Below are 13,561 nucleotides of genomic sequence, written 5' to 3'. Positions count from 1 at the left end.
TCAACAGTTTCGGTAAATCTTTCGAAACCTTCGCGCTGCCACACGGCTCACACATCGGCATTAAGTGCAGCTCAAACCAGCCATACACACAGAACAGCACATCCGATCACAGGGCTCGCGACGTCATGATCAGAAATCGAAGTAATCCATACCGAATGTTTCGACGAACTGAGGTCCTCTGGACAACGGCAGGCGGGACCACAGATCCTCGGGGAGGCAGAACACCAGCCGCACACCGCTTCCCACACCGGAAGGTGCGCCCGTGAAGTTCAGCTACGCCATGCTCCCCGACTACCCCCTGGCCGATTCCCTGGAGTCCATCCAACTGGCCGACGAGTTGGGCTTCTACGCCTGTTACGCCGCCGACGAGACCTGGCACAAGGACCTCTGGCTGCTCTTCGCCGCGGCCGCCGGCCGCACCAGCCGCATCCGCCTCGGCCCGAGCGTCTCCCCGGTGACCCTGCGCGAACCGACCCTGATAGCCCAGGCCCTCGCCACGCTCGACGAACTCTCCGACGGCCGCGCCGAAGGCGTCCTGTCCAGCGGCAACTTCGGCCTCCTCGCCCAGTACCGCATCGACTGGGCCCGCACCAGGCCGCTCTCCCGGGTCAAGGAGGCCCTGCACGTGATGCGCACGTTCCTCGACGAGGGCGCCATCACGCACGACGGCGAATTCTTCTCCTACGACGGCCTGTTCACGTTCGCCCGCCCCGTCCAGAGCCGGGTGCCGCTGAAGCTCGGCGCGATGCGCGGGCCGAAGTCCTTCGAAGCGGCCGGGGAGTTGTCCGACGGCTGCCACCACGCCCTGAGCTACACCCGCGAGGCCTACGACTACGCCGTGCACCACATCCGGGCGGGCGCCGAGCGGGCCGGCAAGGACTGGCGTTCCCTGGACATCGGCGCCTGGGTGGTCTTCGCGACCGGCCCCGACTCGGCGGCCGCCAAGGAGGCGGCACGCAGCATGGTCGGCATCTACGCGTCCTCCATGCCCGAGGAGCAACTGCTGCGCAACGGCGTGGACCCGGCCGAGCTGAAGCCGGTCATCGACGCGATCGGCACCGGCGACCTGGCCCGCGGCATCGAACTCACCACCCCGGGAATCGCCGACCGCCTCTCCGTCGCGGGCACGCCCGAGGAGTGCCTGGAGAAGATCGAGCGGAACATCGCTCCCAGCGGCGTGAACCACATGATCTGCGCGATCACCGACCGCACCCTGGTGAAGGCGTTCACCGGGCGGGACCTGGCGGGGGCGGCGGACGTGAACACGCAGCTGCGGCTCATTCACGAGCGGATCATGCCGGCGTTCGCTTGAGCTGGGAACTCGTCGAACCACTCGTCCGAGGTGACCGCACGGAGGGCAGCGGGGAGGGGAGACTCCGACGTCAGGGCCCGACGTCGATGAGGCGTACGGGTTGCCCCCTCCACGCTCCGGGTTCGGTGGTGGCGATCACCGCGCCCGCGCCGACCACACCCACAAGCGGTCGAGCTTCGACCACGCCTCCAGCAGCCTCTGCGCGACACGGCCACGCCGCACCACGCGTAGGAACGCCGCGGCGCCCGCTCCCGCGGCCAGGAGCGGGACGACCACCAGCACGACGGCCACCAGCATGCCCGGTGATCAGTCACAGATACGAGCGGTCCTGACCGCCCCGCCCGCATTCTCGTCGTCCGTGCCGAGGACCGCGACACCTGAGCCGGGCACGCAGTGCACGGCCTCGACCTTGTGGCCCTTGAACTTCCGTAGGACTTCGGGCGACTTGGCCACCGTGAGCCGCACTCGGCCCGAGCGGTCGAGCGACACCGAGCCCGCGTCGTTCACCGCCGAGTCGAACGGCCCGTCGTCCCCCTCGTCCGACGCCGAGGCGATCAGCAGCCTGCCCGAGTCGGTGACGGAGATGTCGGAGGTGTGCCGGACGTCACCTGTGGGATACGGCGCCCGGTAGACGGCCTTCGTCACGGAGCCGAACACCGACTCCCCGTACTTGTTGAACGAGAGCGGTGCCGCGTAGAGCGTCGCTGCCCGGTCGTCGCCCTCGCCGCGGTCGGCCCAGACCGCCGCCAGCTTGCCGTGCCGCGAAACGAGCGCGAAGCTCTCGAAGTTGTCGCCCTGGCCGATCGCCGGGAGCGGCGAGAGATCGCGGACCTCGACCGCGTCCCCGTCGTCGTCGGCCTTGAGGTGGTAGACGAGGCCCCGGCTCGCCACTGCCAGATATTCGTCGGTGGTGCCCGGCACCGCTTCGAGCGTCTCCAGGTCGATCGGCTCGGCACCGCCCCTCCAGTCGAGTGGCCGCACAACGACCGCGCGCCCGGGTCCGCCATGCCGATGGGTGAGTTGGGCTATGCGTTGCTCTCCGGGGCGCTTGTTGTCCAGGGCGATCAGGGCGCGGTAGGTGCCGCCCGCATGCGAAGTGACGGCGAGTCCGCCGATGCCGCTCCTCATGTCATGTCCGACCTGCTGCCATCCGGTGGCCGCGAGCGCCGGCGCGCCACTTGTGCGGGCGGCAGTCACTTCCGTGGGGGCGGCCACAGCAACTCCCGTACCCAGCACAGCGAGGGTGGTCAGGACGGCCTTACTCATGCTCATGGAGCTCTCCCCGGCGAGGCGACGCGCGTAGATGATCGAGATGGCCGGGAACGTAGCGGCCCGCCCGACCTCCCCGCAAGAGGCACGACCACGTGACCGACGGGCAGTCCAGGCAGCCACCGAGCCGTGGCGTAAACGATGGGCAAAGAGCCTTGCCACCTTGAAGGTGACGCGCGTAGACATAGGGCGACCTGGTGCGCAGGCCGTCTCCCTGCCGCCTGGTACGCCCTGCCCTCATGGCCGTTCAGGCCGGACCCGGAGACATCATCCATGCGAAAGTCCTTCAGAGCCGCGAGCATCGCCACCGCCTGCGCCCTCGCCGGCGGAGCCCTGTGGGGCACCGGCATCGCCAACGCCGGTACCGACATCGGCGCCCCCTCCTCCAGGATCACGGAGGCGAGAAGCGGTAACGAACCCCCCAACATCGGCCAGCTCGTCGCCGAGATCGACGCCTACTACGGCATCACCCAGGACGACGGAGGCGTCTACCGAGCGTCCGCGGACAGCGACTACGCCAAGGACGTTGCCGACGTCCTCGCCAAGGCCAAGCGCGACATCAAGCGCCAGGCGGCCACTTCCGGCAGGACAGAGGGCGACCGACCCGCGATCGTCCTCGACATCGACGACACCGTGCTGCTCAGCATCGATTACGAGAAGCGCACCAACTACACGTACAACGACGCCACGTGGAACGCGTACGTGGAACGGGCCGACCGCCCGGCCGTCTTCGGTGTGCCGGGGTTGATCGAATACGCCAAGGACCACGGCGTCGCGGTCTTCTTCCTCACCGGTCTCGCCGAGGACAAGCGCGAGGCCGCGATCGAGAACCTCACCAAGGTCGGCGTCGACGCCGAACTCGACGCCGATCACGCGTTCTTCAAGAACAAGGCCGATCCGCCGTCCTACCTGGGCGGCTGCGCCACCGCCGAGGACTGGAACTGCACCACCGTGCAGTACAAGGCGGGCACCCGGAAGTACATCGAGTCGACCGGCTACGACATCATCGGCAGCTTCGGCGACCAGTACTCCGACCTCAAGGGCGGCTACGCCGACAAGCTGTACAAACTCCCGAACCCGTCGTACTTCGTCGACTGACCGTCGACGGGCACATACGGGAGGCAGACGAGTCGGGCTGTACGCCGGGTTCTGTTCCGGTGGGTCCTCGCGGGCCCGCCGGCGACGGCCATCCATCTAGGACCGGCGTTGCCGCCGGTCTCGTGCGGTCTACCCGCGGACTCGGGCGGGCAGCCCTCGTACGTCCGCGCAGAGACGCCCTTTCTTCCGAGAAGGCGTCTCCTTTTGACCTTGCTCCGGGTGGGGTTTACCTAGCTGCCCAGGTCGCCCTGGGCACTGGTGGTCTCTTACACCACCGTTTCACCCTTACCGGAGACCGAAGCCTCCGGCGGTCTGCTTTCTGTGGCACTGTCCCGCGGGTCACCCCGGGTGGCCGTTAGCCATCACCCTGCCCTGTGGAGCCCGGACGTTCCTCGGGAAGTCCCGCAAGGGACTCCACGCGGCCGCCCGCCCGGCTCGTCTGCCGTGTGGACCATGGTACCCGGCGTGAGCGCGGCTTCGACGTGGTGGCCGTGGCCAGGACCGAGCCGGTGAGAATCAGGGCGAAGGCGGCCAGGACGGTCGCGGTCAGGGGTTCGTCCAGGAAGAGGACACCGGCCGCGACCGCGATCGCCGGGTTGACGTACGTGATCACCGACGCACGGATCGGGCCGGCCTCCTTGATCAGTTCCAGGAAGGCCACGAAGGCCACCGCGGTACAGACGACACCGAGGCCGGCGAGGGCGGCGAGGATGTCGGCCGGGGGCAGGGCCGCCGGGCGGGTCGCGGCGGCCGCCGGCGCGTAGACGACGGCGGCCAGGGCCAGGCAGGGCGTGATGAGGTGCAGCGTCGGGACGTCCTTGAGGTGGCGGGCGGCGATCAGGGGGGCCGTGGCGTAGCCGATGACCGTGACCGTCACCTCCGCCAGGGAAAGGGCGTCGCCGCCGGTCAGGTGGGGCACGGTGAGGACGCCGACGCCGCCGAGACCGAGGGCCAGGCCCGTGACGCGGCGGGTGCCCAGCGACTCCGCGGCGCCGAAGAAGCGGGACAGCAGGACGCCGACGATCGGTACGCCCGCGATCAGCAGGCCCGCCGTGGAGCTGGAGAGGTGACGTTCGGCGTCGGTCAGGGTGTACCAGGGACCGATGATCTCGATGACCGCGAACGCCAGCATCGCCTTCCAGTGCGTGCGCACGTTCCGGACCAGGCCCGGTTGGCGCAACGCGAAGGGGAGCAGGAGCAGCGCGCCCAGCGCACAGCGTGTGAACACCACTCCGGACGGGGACACGTCGTCCACCGCCACCTTGATCATCAGGTAGGGGACGCCCCAGACCACTCCCATCAGGGAGAACAGAAACCAGCCGCGTGCAGTCATGCGGCCGAGTCTCGGCCGGGTCAGGCGGTGCCGTCTTGAACGCTGTTGCGGTACGCCGCCGGGGTCACGCCCAGTACGCGGCGGAACCAGCGGGTCAGGTGCGCCTGGTCGGCGAAGCCCACCAGCGCCGCCACCTCGGCGGGGCGCAGGCCCGCGTCCAGGAGCCCGCGTGCTCTGGCCACCCGGTGCTGGGCGAGCCAGGCGTACGGCGGGATTCCCGTCGTCGTACGGAAGGCGCGCAGGAGTTGGTAGCGGGACAGGCCGAGGTCCGTGGCGAGGGCTGCCAGGGACGGCGGGGCGAGGAGTTCGTCGGCGAGGCGGTCGCGTACGACGCGTGCGATGCGGTCGGCGCCGGGAACCGTGTCGTCGGTCGCGCGGGCCACCGAGTGGCGGCGGGTCAGGGCCGTGAGCAGCCAGGGCAGGCGGGACTCGGCCTCCAGGGGGTCGGGGCAGCGGGTCAGGTCCGTGTGCGCGGCGCGCAGGGCGGCGGCGAGTTCCGGGTCCTCCAGAACGGGCTGACGGAAGTGTGGGAGGCGGGTGCCGCGCGTGCCGTCGGTGAGGAGGTGCGGGGCCGCGTACAGGGCGCGGTACGAGTAGCCGTCGGGGGCTGCCGGGCCGCCGGTGTGCACTTCGCCGGGTTCCAGGACGACGATCGATCCCGGGCCCGAGTGGATGTGCCCGCCCCGGTAGGCGATGACCTCCAGGCCGCCGACGGTGACGCCGACGGTGAACTCGTCGTGGGCGTGCGGGGCGTAGACGTGGCGGTCGAAGCGGGCGGTGAGGAGGTCGAGGGGCGGGCCGTCCGTTCCCAGCCGGGCCCTGGTCCACCTTGCCTGCTCACGCGCGTCCACCGCTCCCCACCCCCTGCCCCAACGGGATCAGAGGAAGTCGGCGGTGTCCAGTTCGAGGGCGAAGGGGGCGGGGAGGGTGAGGGGTTTGCCGAGGGGGCGGGTGCGGTGCTCGCGGTAGTCGTCCTGCTCCGGGTCGCTGAACAGTGTGATCGACGATGCTTCGGGATCCGTTTCCCTCGATCGTGGCACACGATCACGCCGACCGTCAGAAGCCGGACCGGCGCGCTTGACCCTGTCGCAACGTCAACGTTTCTACTGAGGTCATGCGGATCGGAGAACTCGCCGACGCCGTCGGCGTCACCACGCGGACCGTGCGGCACTACCACCACCAGGGCCTGCTGCCCGAGCCGGAACGGCTGGCCAACGGTTATCGGACGTACACCCTGCGGCATGTCGTCGTGCTGGCGCGGATCCGGCGGCTGACCGAGCTGGGGCTCGGGCTGGCGGAGGTGCGGGACGTGCTCGCGGACGAGGCCGGGAAGGATCTGGCCGAGGTGCTGGCGGAACTGGACGCGGATCTCGCGCGGCAGGAGGCGGCGATCCGGGAGCGGCGGGTGCGGCTGCGGGCGCTGCTGGAGGCGGAGGGCGGGCTGCCTGCCGAGGGGCCGGTCTCGCCGGAGCTGGCGGAGTTGTTCGCCGGGATGGGGGACGTCTCCGGCTCGCCGATGGCCCTTCGGGACCGGGAGATGCTGGCGTTGCTGGAGAGCACGATGGCACCGGAGGACCGGGAAGGGCTGCTGGCCGCGTTGCGCGGTGCCCTGGGTTCGCCGGAGGCGGTGGCGCGGGCCCATGCCGCCTATGCGCTGCTCGACGAGCTGGCGGACACCGGTGCCGACGATCCGCGGGTGGCGGAGGCGGCCCGGGTGCTCGCCGACTGTCTGCCCGCCGAGCTGTTGCCCGAGGAGGGCGTCGTACTGGACTCCGGTGGCGGTTTTCTGGGCGCCCTGTACGCCGACTTCGCGCCCGGGCAGGCGGAGGCGATCCGGCAGGCCATGGAGATCGCGTCGAGGGGGCGGCGGTCGTGAGGGGCCCGTCCTTCGTCACGGTCCCGTTCCTCCTGGTGCGGCACGAGCTGCGGCTGCTGGCGAGTCTGTGGCTGTGGGCGGCGCGGCGGACCGACGGGGCGGCGGCCGGCGGGTCGGCCTTCGGGTACTCGCGGGGGCAGGGCGCGATGATGTTCGGCTTCGGGTTCGTGTGCGTGATCGAGTCCGTGATGATGTCCGTGCTGCTGCGGGACTGGCCCACCGTGCACCACGTGGTGCTGGTGCTGGACGTGTACACCGTCGTCTTCGTCGTCGGGCTGCACGCCGCGTCCGTGGTCCGTCCGCACGTCCTGGACCCGGGCGGCGGCACGCTGCGGATACGCCGGGCCGTGCACGTCGACGTACGGATACCGCTGGAGCGGATCGCCTCCGTGCGCCGCGAGCTGCGGACCACGCACGAGCGGGTGGACGGTGAGCTCGATCTCGCCGTCGGGTCCCAGACCTCCGTGACGGTCCGTCTCGCCGAGCCCGTCACCCACGTCACCTTCTTCGGGCGGCGGCGCGAGGTGCGCGTCGTGCGCTGCCACGCCGACGATCCCGGCGGTCTCGTACGGGCCGTCGAGCGGGCGCGGGAGGGGCACGCCGTACCCTGACCAGGAGCCTTGGAGCTCAGGGAGCTCAGGGAGCTCGGAGTGAAGGAGTACGTGTGCTTGTCCTGCTGCCGCCGTCCGAGGGGAAGGCCGCGTCCGGTCGCGGCGCCCCGCTGAAGCCGGAGTCGCTGTCCCTGCCGGGGCTCACCGCGGCCCGGGAGACCGTGCTCGGCGAACTGGTCGAGCTGTGCGCCGGTGACGAGGAGAAGGCGCGCGAGGTGCTCGGGCTCAGCGAGGGGCTGCGCGGCGAGGTCGCCAAGAACACGGAGCTGCGGACGGCGGGGGCGCGTCCGGCCGGGGAGATCTACACCGGTGTCCTGTACGACGCCCTGGACCTGGCCTCGCTGGACCCGGCCGCCAAGAAGCGGGCCGCCCGTTCGCTGCTGGTGTTCTCGGGGCTGTGGGGCGCGGTGCGGGTGACCGACCGGATTCCGTCCTACCGGTGCTCGATGGGCGTGAAGCTGCCCGGGCTCGGGGCGCTGGGGGCGTACTGGCGGGCGCCGATGGCCGAGGTGCTGCCCGAGGCGGCCGGGGACCGGCTGGTGCTGGACCTGCGTTCGTCGGCGTACGCGGCGGCGTGGAAGCCGAAGGGGGAGGTCGCCGGGCGGACGGCGACCGTGCGGGTGCTGCACGCGCCGACCCGCAAGGTGGTCAGCCACTTCAACAAGGCGACCAAGGGGCGGATCGTACGGAGCCTGCTGGCGTCCGGGACCGCGCCCGAGGGTCCGGCGGAGCTGGTGGAGGCGCTGCGGGACCTGGGGTACGAGGTGGAGGCCGAGGCGCCCGCGAAGGCGGGGAAGCCGTGGTCGCTGGACGTGCTGGTGGCGGACATCCACTGAGCGAATCGGAGTATGCGTTGCACGTATCGCAACGGTCATTGCGCAGACTGCTCTGCGGCGGCACGATGAAACCATGAGCTCACCGCTGCCCTCCTCCCCCGCCGCCTCGGTCCTGGACCTCGCCCCTGTCGTGCCCGTCGTGGTCGTCGACGACCTCGCCGACGCCGTGCCGCTCGCCCGCGCGCTCGTCGCCGGCGGGCTGCCCGCGATCGAGGTGACGCTGCGGACACCGGTCGCGCTCGACGCGATCCGCGCGATCGCCGGTGAGGTTCCGGGGGCGGTCGTCGGCGCGGGCACGGTCATCACGCCGGGGCAGGTGGGCGACGTCGTGGCGGCCGGGGCGCGGTTCCTGGTGAGCCCCGGGTGGACGGACGTACTGCTGGAGGCGATGCGGGCGTCCGGGGTGCCGTTCCTGCCGGGGGTGTCGACCACCTCGGAGGTGGTGGCGCTGCTGGAGCGCGGGGTGCGGGAGATGAAGTTCTTCCCGGCCGAGGCCGCGGGCGGCACCGCCTACCTCAAGGCCCTCGCCGCTCCGCTGCCGCAGGCCCGCTTCTGCCCGACCGGCGGCATCACGCCGGGCTCGGCGCCGGAGTACCTGGCGCTGCCCAACGTCGGCTGTGTCGGGGGCAGTTGGATGCTCCCGAAGGACGCGGTGGCGGACCGTGACTGGGGGCGCGTGGAGCGGCTCGCCCGCGAGGCGGCGGGGCTCAGCGCAGGTGGGACGTGTCGTTGAACAGGCGGACGCTGGCGCCGCCGTCCGCGTAGTACGCCACCGCCGACAGCGACGCCGCCGACAGTTCCATGCGGAACAGCGACTCGGGCGGGGCGCCCAGGGCCAGCCGTACGAACGTCTTGATCGGCGTCACGTGGGAGACCAGCAGCACCGTGCGGCCCGCGTAGGCCGCGGCCAGCTTGTCGCGGGTCGCGGCGACCCGCGCGCCGGTCGCCGCGAAGCTCTCGCCGCCGCCGGTCGGCTCCGCGTCCGGGGAGGACAGCCAGGCGTCCAGGTCGTCGGGGTACCGCTCGCGCGCCTCGCCGAAGGTCAGCCCCTCCCAGGCGCCGAAGTCGGTCTCCCGCAGGCCCTCCTCGACCGTCACCTCCAGGCCCAGGCGGGCGGCGACGATGCCGGCGGTCTCGCGGGTGCGGGCCAGGGGCGAGGCGACGACCGCCTGGATCGTGCCGCGCCGGGCGAGGCTCTCGGCGACCTTCTCGGCCTGCTCCCGGCCGACGGACGACAGGGACGGGTCGCTGCCGCCGCTTCCGGAGAACCGCTTCTGCGGGGTGAGGGGCGTCTCGCCGTGCCGGAGCAGGACGAAGGTGGCGGGGGCACCCATGTCGGGCGGTCCCCAGCCGGGCGAGGCCACGGTCTTCGCGGCCCGCACGTCGGCGTCGGCCGCGGCGTCGGCGGAGGGGCGCGGGGCACCGGCGGGCTCAGGGCCGGGGCCCGTCCGTGGCGAGGCCACGGACCTCGCGGCCCGCACGTCGGCGTCGGCCGCGGTGTCGGTGTCGGCCGCCGCGTCGGCGTCGGCGGAGGGGCGCGGGGCGACGGCGGTCTCGGGGGCTGTCCGGGCCGACTGAGCGATGCGTTCGCCCACGGCGGCATCGTCAGCGGCCTCGGGGGACCCTCGCTCCGCGTCCGCGTCAGCCGCGGCCCGGGCGTCGCCCGCGTCCAGTTCCGCCGTCGACAGGGACGGCGACCACCGCTCGCCGCGCGCCCCCGCGTCCATCGCCTCGTTGGCCAGGCGGTCGGCGTGCTTGTTGCTCGCGCGGGGGATCCACTCGTACGTCACCCGCCCCGGCGGGAAGACGCGCGCCGCCTCGGCCGCCAGCGGCTTCATGTCCGGGTGCTTGATCTTCCAGCGGCCCGACATCTGCTCGACGACGAGCTTGGAGTCCATGCGGACGTGGACGGTCGCCTCCGGGTCCAGCTCCTTCGCGGCGCGCAGACCGGCCAGCAGGCCCCGGTACTCGGCGACGTTGTTCGTGACGACCCCGAGGTACTCGGCGGCCTCGGCCAGGGTCTGCCCCGTCGCCGCGTCCAGCACCACGGCCCCGTAGCCCGCGGGCCCCGGGTTGCCCCGCGACCCGCCGTCGGCCTCGACGACGAACTTCCGCACCGGACCGGCCGTCGAAGCCGCCACCGAACCTGCCACCGGACCGGCCCTACAGCCCGGAGTCGGCCGTACGCACCAGGATGCGGCGGCAGTTCTCGCAGCGGACGACCGTGTCGGGCGCCGCCGAGCGGATCTCGCTCAGCTCGGTGATCGCCAGCTCCTGGCGGCAGCCCTGGCAGCTGCGCTGGTACAGCTTGGCCGCGCCGACGCCGCCCTGCTGCTCGCGCAGCTTGTCGTAGAGCTTCAGCAGGTCGTCGGGGACCGAGCCCGCGATGACCTCGCGCTCCTTGGTGACCGAGGCCGCGTCGCCGTCCAGCTGCTCGACGGCCGCGTCCCGGCGCGCGGCGGCGTCGTCGAGCTTGCCCTGCACCGCGCCGACCCGCTCGGTCAGCTCGGCGACCCGTTCCTGCGCGGACTCGCGGCGCTCCATCACCTCCAGGACGACGTCCTCGAGGTCGCCCTGCCGCTTGGCGAGGGAGGCGATCTCGCGCTGGAGGTTCTCCAGGTCCTTGGGGGAGGTGACGGCGCCCGAGTCGAGGCGCTGCTGGTCGCGGCCGGCGCGCTGGCGCACCTGGTCCACGTCCTGCTCGGCCTTGGTCTGCTCGCGGGCGCAGTCGCTCTCCTCGGTCTGCGCGGCCACGAGCAGGTCGCGCAGCTGCGTGAGGTCCTTGGTCAGCGACTCGATCTCGGCGTGCTCGGGCAGGGACCGGCGCTTGTGCGCGAGCTGCTGGAGCCGCACGTCGAGGCCCTGGACGTCGAGGAGTCGGATCTGGTCGGCGGGCGCGGCTTTCAGTTGGGGGCTCCCATTGTGTCGGAGGTCGGGGCGGACGCCGCGTGGGCGGTCCAGGGGTCGGTGACCGTCTTGGAGACGTGGACCCGGAGGTCCCAGCCGTGCCGGTCGGAGATCTCGTCGAGCTGGGCGGCACCCAGCTCGCACCAGGGCCACTCGGTGGCCCAGTGCGCCGCGTCGAGCAGCGCGAGGGGACTGTGGGCGCGATCCGCGGTGAACTCGGAGACGGGGTGGTGCCGGAGGTCCGCGGTGAGGAACGCGTCGACGCCGGCCGCCCGTACGTGGTCGAAGAGGCTGTCGCCGGAGCCGCCGCTGACGGCGACCGTGCGGACGGTCGCCTCCGGGTCGCCGGCGACGCGGATGCCCTGCGCGGTGGCGGGCAGCCGCTCGGCGGCGCGGGCGGCCAGCTCGCGGACGGTCAGCGGATGTTCCAGTTCGCACACCCGGCCCAGGCCCCGGCGGCCCTCGGGGTCGCCCGGGTCCGGCACGAGGGGGCGTACGACGCGGAGGTCGAGGGCGCCCGCGAGCGCGTCGGAGACGCCCGGGTCGGCGGTGTCGGCGTTGGTGTGGGCGACGTGCAGCGCGATGTCGTTCTTGATGAGCGTGTGCACCACGCGGCCCTTGAAGGTGGACGCCGCGACCGTCGTCGTCCCGCGCAGGTACAGCGGGTGGTGGGTGACGAGCAGGTCGACGCCCAGCTTCACCGCCTCGTCGACGACCTCCTGGACGGGGTCGACGGCGAACAGGACCCGGGAGACCTCCTGGTCGGGCTCGCCCACGACGGTGCCGACCGCGTCCCAGGACTCGGCCCGCTCGGCGGGCCACAGGTTCTCCAGCGCGGCGATGACTTCTGACAGACGGGGCACGTAGGCAAGGCTACCTGGCTGATCTGTGCCGTTGTACCCGCAGCGGGCCCCCGTCGCCGGCCCGCTCCGGCACAGCACACGCCCCGCCGTTCCCTCAGCCGAATCGTTCCTGTGCCACACGTACGTGTGATGGCCACGGCGGCCGGTCCCCCGCCCGTGCGTGCGAAAACTAGCTTCGTCGCCGGAGGTGACCGAACGATGACGGCCTGTGCGATCGAGCCTTCGGCGGAGCCCGGGAACGGCGGCCCCCCGCGGGCGGGCTGCAGCATCACCGCGGAGGGCGCCTACGCCGCGCGGCTCGCCCTGAGCGGAGAGTCCTGGTACCCGGAGCGCTGGACGCTGGACGGCCCCGAGCCGTACGCGGTGCCGCTGCCCGGCAACCAGCCGGAGGAGCCCGGCACCGAGGTGCAGCCGATGGGCGACGGGCGGGTCCTGGTCCACCGCGTCGCGGCCGGACGGCACCTCTTCGCGCTGCTGTACCCGACCGGGCCCGGCACCGGCGAGCTGCCGCTCGGCGCGGTGGAGTGCCCCGAGGACACCACCGTGCTGCGGCTGCTGCCGCCGGTCCCGGGCGGCGAACGGGCGTACGCCCTGGCCGTCGGCCCGCGGGCGACGGTGCTGTGGCAGGTCGCGGGCGGCGCCTTCGGGCCCGAGCGGCTGGCCGAGATCCCCGGCCGCTGCTCGGGCGGGGCCTGGCTGGACCGCACCGGCCGGATACTGGCCGTGGACCGGGAGACCGGCGGCCGCACCAAGGCGGTCGTGGTGGACCTGGAGCGGGGCGGCGAGGTGTCGCCGCTGCTGCAGATCGCCGCGGACAGCGACGACCGGATACTGCTGGCCGATCCGGACAGCGGGCTGGTGCTGATCCGCTCGGACGCGCCCTCGCCGGGACAGGACCGGCTCGGCTGGGGGGTGCTGGGCAGCACGCTGCCGGTGCGCTTCCCGGAGTGTCTGCGACTGCCGGACTGCGTCGTGACGCCGTTCGCGATCCAGCCCGGCCAGGCGCTGACGCCGGAGCGCTGCGCGGTGGCGCTGCGCGTGGACGGCGCGTTCGGCAGCTGGCTCGGGGTGTGGCGGCCCGCCGAGCGGCGGGTGCGTCATCTGCCGGCCCCCGAGGGGTGGTTGACGGGCGCCGGGCTGTGGACCGCGGACGGGGAGCTGCGGCTGCCGTGCTCCACACCGCGGTTGCCGTGCGGCGTGGCGCGGCTGAGCGCACGGGACGCGGGCGGTGAGCGGGTGGAGGGCACGCGGGATGCGGAGGAATCGGCTCCGGGCGAGCCCGGCGAACCCGGTGAAACGGACACTCCGACGCCCGCTCCGCAGCGCCCCGTACCCCTGCAACAGGCCCCGCTGGCACGGCTTGTAACGAAGTAGTGCCGGTTGGCGTGGCCGCCTGGATCCGGGCCGAGGTGTGCCGGTTACACTCGCCCGGCTGTAGGAAAGATCATGTTGACGG

At 72.4% G+C, this 13,561-nt stretch carries 13 protein-coding genes, 1 other RNA gene and 2 pseudogenes; 7 read left to right on the top strand and 9 right to left on the bottom strand.

Annotation, left to right across the window (positions count from 1 at the left end):
- Nucleotides 1-262 precede the first annotated feature (262 nt).
- On the top strand, nucleotides 263-1,312 hold the full coding sequence (locus RI578_RS27935) for an LLM class flavin-dependent oxidoreductase (protein ID WP_310873645.1): 1,050 nt from the start codon (nucleotides 263-265) through the stop codon (nucleotides 1,310-1,312).
- Between the two features lie 135 nt (nucleotides 1,313-1,447).
- Here RI578_RS27935 and RI578_RS27930 read toward each other — a convergent pair whose 3' ends face one another.
- Nucleotides 1,448-1,609, bottom strand: a complete 162-nt coding sequence (locus tag RI578_RS27930) for a hypothetical protein (RefSeq protein ID WP_310873644.1) — start codon at nucleotides 1,607-1,609, stop codon at nucleotides 1,448-1,450.
- Nucleotides 1,610-1,618: 9 nt separating this feature from the next.
- Nucleotides 1,619-2,584 (bottom strand): hypothetical protein, encoded by a 966-nt coding sequence (locus RI578_RS27925; RefSeq protein WP_310873643.1) that lies wholly within the window; start codon nucleotides 2,582-2,584, stop codon nucleotides 1,619-1,621.
- A gap of 270 nt (nucleotides 2,585-2,854) precedes the next feature.
- On the opposite strand from RI578_RS27925, the gene RI578_RS27920 reads away from it, so the two are divergent.
- Nucleotides 2,855-3,679, top strand: a complete 825-nt coding sequence (locus RI578_RS27920; protein ID WP_310873642.1) for an HAD family acid phosphatase — start codon at nucleotides 2,855-2,857, stop codon at nucleotides 3,677-3,679.
- A 24-nt stretch (nucleotides 3,680-3,703) separates the two neighbouring features.
- Here the strand turns inward: RI578_RS27920 and rnpB are convergent.
- From rnpB to RI578_RS27900, 4 genes and pseudogenes are all read right to left on the bottom strand, one after another.
- An RNA gene (gene rnpB, locus RI578_RS27915) (RNase P RNA component class A) lies at nucleotides 3,704-4,117 on the bottom strand.
- Nucleotides 4,118-4,232: 115 nt separating this feature from the next.
- Nucleotides 4,233-4,949, bottom strand: a pseudogene (locus RI578_RS42735) (DMT family transporter); the annotation flags it as partial.
- Between the two features lie 83 nt (nucleotides 4,950-5,032).
- The gene (locus tag RI578_RS27905) at nucleotides 5,033-5,863 is read right to left on the bottom strand and encodes an AraC family transcriptional regulator (protein WP_310873640.1); all 831 of its coding nucleotides are present in this window, start codon (nucleotides 5,861-5,863) and stop codon (nucleotides 5,033-5,035) included.
- Nucleotides 5,864-5,890: 27 nt separating this feature from the next.
- Nucleotides 5,891-6,031 (bottom strand): annotated as a pseudogene (locus tag RI578_RS27900) (Uma2 family endonuclease); the annotation flags it as partial.
- A 95-nt stretch (nucleotides 6,032-6,126) separates the two neighbouring features.
- Here RI578_RS27900 and RI578_RS27895 point away from each other — a divergent pair.
- The 4 genes from RI578_RS27895 (at nucleotide 6,127) to eda (ending at nucleotide 9,068) form a co-directional block, all read left to right on the top strand.
- Complete coding sequence (locus RI578_RS27895) at nucleotides 6,127-6,888, top strand: MerR family transcriptional regulator (RefSeq protein ID WP_310873639.1); 762 nt, start codon at nucleotides 6,127-6,129, stop codon at nucleotides 6,886-6,888.
- Nucleotides 6,885-7,499 carry a hypothetical protein gene (locus tag RI578_RS27890; RefSeq protein ID WP_310873638.1) on the top strand — a complete coding sequence of 205 codons (615 nt, stop codon included), beginning with the start codon at nucleotides 6,885-6,887 and terminating at the stop codon, nucleotides 7,497-7,499. Before RI578_RS27895 ends, RI578_RS27890 begins: the two co-directional genes overlap by 4 nt.
- A gap of 53 nt (nucleotides 7,500-7,552) precedes the next feature.
- The gene (gene yaaA / locus RI578_RS27885) at nucleotides 7,553-8,335 is read left to right on the top strand and encodes a peroxide stress protein YaaA (RefSeq protein ID WP_310873637.1); all 783 of its coding nucleotides are present in this window, start codon (nucleotides 7,553-7,555) and stop codon (nucleotides 8,333-8,335) included.
- A gap of 73 nt (nucleotides 8,336-8,408) precedes the next feature.
- Nucleotides 8,409-9,068, top strand: a complete 660-nt coding sequence (eda, locus tag RI578_RS27880) for a bifunctional 4-hydroxy-2-oxoglutarate aldolase/2-dehydro-3-deoxy-phosphogluconate aldolase (RefSeq protein ID WP_210958699.1) — start codon at nucleotides 8,409-8,411, stop codon at nucleotides 9,066-9,068.
- Here eda and RI578_RS27875 read toward each other — a convergent pair.
- Genes RI578_RS27875 through RI578_RS27865 form a run of 3 tightly spaced genes read right to left on the bottom strand, consistent with a single transcriptional unit; the run spans nucleotide 9,043 to nucleotide 12,105 of the window.
- Nucleotides 9,043-10,452 (bottom strand): bifunctional RNase H/acid phosphatase, encoded by a 1,410-nt coding sequence (locus RI578_RS27875; RefSeq protein ID WP_310875877.1) that lies wholly within the window; start codon nucleotides 10,450-10,452, stop codon nucleotides 9,043-9,045. The two genes, eda and RI578_RS27875, sit on opposite strands and share 26 nt — an antisense overlap.
- 46 nt (nucleotides 10,453-10,498) lie before the next feature.
- Nucleotides 10,499-11,242, bottom strand: coding sequence for a C4-type zinc ribbon domain-containing protein (locus tag RI578_RS27870; protein WP_310875876.1), 744 nt, complete (start codon nucleotides 11,240-11,242; stop codon nucleotides 10,499-10,501).
- On the bottom strand, nucleotides 11,239-12,105 hold the full coding sequence (locus tag RI578_RS27865) for a Nif3-like dinuclear metal center hexameric protein (protein WP_310873636.1): 867 nt from the start codon (nucleotides 12,103-12,105) through the stop codon (nucleotides 11,239-11,241). The genes RI578_RS27870 and RI578_RS27865 overlap by 4 nt, the downstream gene beginning before the upstream one ends.
- A gap of 198 nt (nucleotides 12,106-12,303) precedes the next feature.
- Between RI578_RS27865 and RI578_RS27860 the strand changes: the two genes are divergently transcribed.
- Nucleotides 12,304-13,479 carry a hypothetical protein gene (locus RI578_RS27860; RefSeq protein ID WP_310873635.1) on the top strand — a complete coding sequence of 392 codons (1,176 nt, stop codon included), beginning with the start codon at nucleotides 12,304-12,306 and terminating at the stop codon, nucleotides 13,477-13,479.
- The last annotated feature ends 82 nt before the right edge of the window (nucleotides 13,480-13,561 follow it).

Source organism: Streptomyces sp. BB1-1-1 (genome assembly GCF_031597775.1).
GTDB lineage: Bacteria > Actinomycetota > Actinomycetes > Streptomycetales > Streptomycetaceae > Streptomyces > Streptomyces thinghirensis.
Note: the sequence above shows the minus strand (reverse complement) of the source record. Positions and strands in the feature narration are given on the sequence as shown.